Source organism: Tahibacter caeni (assembly GCF_024609805.1).
GTDB classification, from domain to species: Bacteria; Pseudomonadota; Gammaproteobacteria; order Xanthomonadales; family Rhodanobacteraceae; genus Tahibacter; species Tahibacter caeni.
Window position 1 is genome coordinate 1 of sequence record NZ_JANFVR010000389.1, and the last position, 3,952, is coordinate 3,952.

4 protein-coding genes are annotated in these 3,952 nt (G+C 71.6%); 1 reads left to right on the forward strand and 3 read right to left on the reverse strand.

All coding sequences use genetic code 11. From position 1 onward, the window contains the following. A partial coding sequence (locus tag NON22_RS21310; protein WP_257389001.1) for an LVIVD repeat-containing protein occupies nucleotides 1-1,830 on the forward strand: 1,830 nt, incomplete at its 5' end. A gap of 234 nt (nucleotides 1,831-2,064) precedes the next feature. On the opposite strand, the gene NON22_RS21315 is transcribed toward NON22_RS21310, so the two are convergent. The 3 genes from NON22_RS21315 to NON22_RS21325 all read right to left on the reverse strand — a co-directional run. Next, nucleotides 2,065-2,667, reverse strand: a complete 603-nt coding sequence (locus tag NON22_RS21315) for a class I SAM-dependent DNA methyltransferase (RefSeq protein ID WP_257389002.1) — start codon at nucleotides 2,665-2,667, stop codon at nucleotides 2,065-2,067. A 133-nt stretch (nucleotides 2,668-2,800) separates the two neighbouring features. Beyond that, complete coding sequence (locus NON22_RS21320) at nucleotides 2,801-3,160, reverse strand: MmcQ/YjbR family DNA-binding protein (protein WP_257389003.1); 360 nt, start codon at nucleotides 3,158-3,160, stop codon at nucleotides 2,801-2,803. Between the two features lie 132 nt (nucleotides 3,161-3,292). After that, the coding region (locus NON22_RS21325; protein ID WP_257389004.1) for a L,D-transpeptidase family protein at nucleotides 3,293-3,952 on the reverse strand (660 nt) is incomplete at its 5' end.

Sequence of the window (3,952 nt, forward strand, 5' to 3'; positions counted from 1 at the left end):
GTCGCCGCGCGCGGCGGCAATGTCAGCGCGCCGGTCGCGGCGGAGGACCATGTCTACCTCGCCACCGGCAGCACCCTGACGGCCTGGACCCGCAGCGCCGACGGCTCGCTGAGCTTCGCCGGCGACACGCGCGCGGCGCCGGCGCACGGCCAGCTCAACGGCCTCGCGCGCAGCGGCGACTATGTCTACGCGAGCTACCGCGGCTACGTCAGCAGCGTCGCCGGCGTCGCGGTCTATTCCATCGCCGACCGCGACCACCCGCAGTTGCTCGGCCAGTACGCCTACAGCAACGAAACTTTCCTGTCGGCGCAGAGCGTCGCCGTGGCCAACGGCCATCTCTACGTGCTCGACAACGAGCAGGGCGTGTTCGCGAGCCCGCTGACGAGCCCGGCCGTGCCGAGCTTCAGCCGCGTGTTCACGGGCTGGGGCAACTACGACTACGCCTTCGTCCACGGCGATCGGCTCTACGCGACCGGCCGCACCTTCCTGTCCGGCACGGCACTGAAGATCTTCGACCTGGCCACGCCGATGACGCCGCAGCTGCTCGGCGAGACCACGCTCGACGGCTACGACTATTTCCGCCTGAAAGTGCAGCCGCCGTACGCGTACGGCTTCGGCCTCGCGCTCGCGGTCAGCGACGTCAGCGATCCGGCGCAGATCACGCCGCGCGGCCGCGCCGACGCGCCGGTCGCCTACGACGGGCTGTTGCTAGGCAGCCACGCCTGGGGCCTGGGCCTCGACGGCATCGACATCTGGAACATCGCCGATCCGGACCTGCCCGCCGCGGCCGGCCATTCGGCCATCGACACCTTCGCGACCGACGCGAGCGCCGTGCTCGGCACGGACGCGCTGCTGGCCACGCGCGCCGACCGCCTCGTGCGGCTCGATGCGAGCCTGCCGGCGATCCCGGCCCTGCGCGGCGAGGCGCAGCTGCCGGCCGGCACGGCTGCCTACGACATCGCCGTGCGCGGCGACACGGCGCTGCTGCTCGGCAACGCCTACGGCCTGAACGTCGCGCGGAGCGCCGACCTCGCGCCGGTCTCGCGCTTCGTCACGAGCCTGGAACCGTCGCTGCAGGGCCGCGCATTCGAGCAGCTCGCCGTCGACGGCTCGCGCGCGTACCTGACGAGCTGGGGCAGCGGCCTGGTCATCGCCGACGTGGGCAATCCGGCCCAGCCGCACGAAACCGGCTTCTGGCCGTATCCGTTCGCGACGGCGATCGTCGCGCGCGGCGACCGCGCCTACGTCGGCCGCTCGACCAACGGCGGCGAACTCGTCGTGCTCGACGTCGCCAATCCGGCCCAGCCGCAGCCGCTCGGCGCGGTGACCACGAGCAAGATCCGGCGCATGGCGCTGCACGACCACTACGTCTTCGTCGCCGACGAGCAGGCCTTCGACATCGGCGGCCTGCGCATCATCGACGTGGCCAATGCGGCCGCGCCGGTCGAGGTCGCGCGCTATGCGGGCTGCGATTCGGCGCTCGACGTCGCGCTGGACGCGCAGGGCCGCCGCGCGCTGCTGGCCTGCGGCGACAGCGCCCATCTCGTCGACGTCAGCAATCCGGCCCAGCCGCAGCAGCTCGGCGTCTATGCCGACGGCGGCGCCACGGTCGCGCTGCAGGGCGACCGCGCGTACATCGGCGGCGAGACGGGCCTGGATGAAGTCAGCTTCGCCGCGCCGGCGCAGCCGCAGCGCCTGCAGCACTGGGACCTGCCGATGCCGGCCTCGCGCGTGCAGGTCGGCGCCGACGCGCGCGTCTACGCGATGACCGGCCTGGCCGGCGTCTACGTCTACGCGGCCGACCGGCTGTTCGCCGACTCGCTGGAATGACGGCGCGGCGCCGGCGCGCCTTTCGCGCCGGCGCCGGACTTATCGCTTTTTCTACTTTGCCGGACTGTGCGGCGTCGCGCGCCAATCCTCGCCGACGCCGCTGCGACGCTCCCGCGCCGCCGTCCGTCCGTTTGCGGCGTGCCGCCGAGTCCCCTACCCCCCGGTGTGCGGCACGCCCGAATGCCACGCCGCCGACACGGGCGGCGTGGCATTCACCTGCCACTCCTCCGGATCTCAGTCGCCGGCCGCTTCCATCGCCGTGACCCAGGGCGCCTGGCGCGGACCGACCCAGCCCAGCGAGCCGACCGACATCAGCCCGGCCTCGGCGAAGGTCTGCCGGTACCAGCGCGGCGAACGCTTGTGGAAGCCCTCGAGATCGCCGACGAGCTTGTCGCGGGCGGTATAGACCTCGATGTAGGCCAGCCCTTCGAGCTGGTCGACGATGCCGCTCAGGCCCTTGCGCAGCTCGCTCGCGCGCAGGTAGTGCATCACGTCGGCGCAGACGATCAGGTCGAAGCGCTCGTCGAACCGCAGGTGTTCGAGCTGGGCGAACGTGGCCAGGCGCAGGTTGCGCGTGCGGCCCCAGCGCGCGATCGCGTAGTCGCTGGAATCCAGGCCGAGGTAATGCGCGTTGGGCCGCAGCGCGTGCAGCGGCGCGTGCCAGGCGCCTTCGCCGCAGCCGACGTCGAGCACGTTGCGGATCGTCCGGCCGAGGTAGTACTCGGCCATGGCCACGGCCATCGCGACCTTGCGCGCGACCACCTCGCGCGAGACGACGCGGTGCTGCTCGTCGCGGTACCACTTGTCGAAATAGGCGCGGTCGTAGGTCTTGGCCATGGGCGCAGGTCGCTCGGGGAGGCGGAATGGTCGGCGGGAAACGGCCGGCGGCGCAACGGCGGCGCGGTGAAGGAAATGCGGCGGCCGCGATCCGTCCGGGCGGCCGGCGCAGCCGCCACGGTGCGGGACAGGCTCAGGCCGGATCGCCGAGTTCGCGGCGCGCCTTCGGCGGCAGCTTCTCGACGACGAGTTCGTAGGAGCGCCGCAGGAACGCTTCGAGTTCGCCGGGTGCGAGCCGCTCGGGCTCGGTCAGGGTGACCCAGAACGCGTGCGCCTGGTACGGCGCCGGCATGAAGCCCGGCTGCTCGGTCAGTTCGAAGAAGCGGTCCGCGTCGACCTTGAACGAGACGCGGCCGCGCTCCAGGCCCAAGGTGCAGTACACGGCGAACATCTTGCCGGCCACGCTGTAGACGAGATCGACCTCCCACTTCAGCGCCGAGCTCACGCCCGGCCAGGCGGCGCAGATCGAATCCAGTTGCTCCGACTCCAACATCGTCCTACCCCTGTCTGGCCCGCCGCGGTCCGCATCGTTCATCCGGAAAGCATCGCCCGCCCGAATCCTGCGAACGACGGCTGCGTCGCCGCAGTCCTGGACGGCAGTCGCCGTCCCGTGTCCGACCGTCGGCTAACCGTCGATACGGTAGCGCCGGTCCTGCACGGCGATGCGCGGCGGCCGGCGCGTGCGTTCGAACGCATCGTAACCGGGCTTGAGCCCGGACCAGAAATCGAACCACGGCGAAGCGTGCTCGGCGGCCAGCGCGGCCGCATCGAGGCGGAACGGAAACGCATGCACCTCGAACGCGGGCTGGCCCGCACGCAGCGCCGCATCGACGACGGTGTAGATCTCCTCGATCGCCGCGTCGCCCATCGCATAGCAGCCGATCGACACGCAGCTGCCGTGGACCATGAGGAAGTCGCCGGTATAGCCGTTCGCGCGTTCGTAGGCGTTCGGATAGCCGAGGTTGAATGCGAGATGGAAGCGGCTGGCCGGATTGAGCTGGCCGCGCGCGACGCGGTAGAAACCCTCGGGCGCCTGGTTGTCGCCTTCGCGCCGCTTCGGGCCCAGCGCACCGGAATAGCGGCAGATCGGATAGGTGCGGAACAGGCGGTAGTCGCCGGCCTTGCCGCCGAGCCAGAGTTCGAGCTCGGACTCGCGCTTGAAGATGCGCACGAAGGCCGGCGCGCCGAGCTGCAGGCCCAGCGCCGCGAGGTCGCGCTGCAGCCCCGGCGTCACTCGCGCCGCGGCCTGCTGTGCGCGCGCCGTGGTGTCGCTGCCGGCCCGGTT

Coding starts and splice junctions, on each gene's coding strand:
- NON22_RS21320 (WP_257389003.1), bottom strand. CDS start 3,160: ATGTTGGAGTCGGAGCAACTGGATTCGATCTGCGCCGCCTGGCCGGGC.
- NON22_RS21315 (WP_257389002.1), bottom strand. CDS start 2,667: ATGGCCAAGACCTACGACCGCGCCTATTTCGACAAGTGGTACCGCGAC.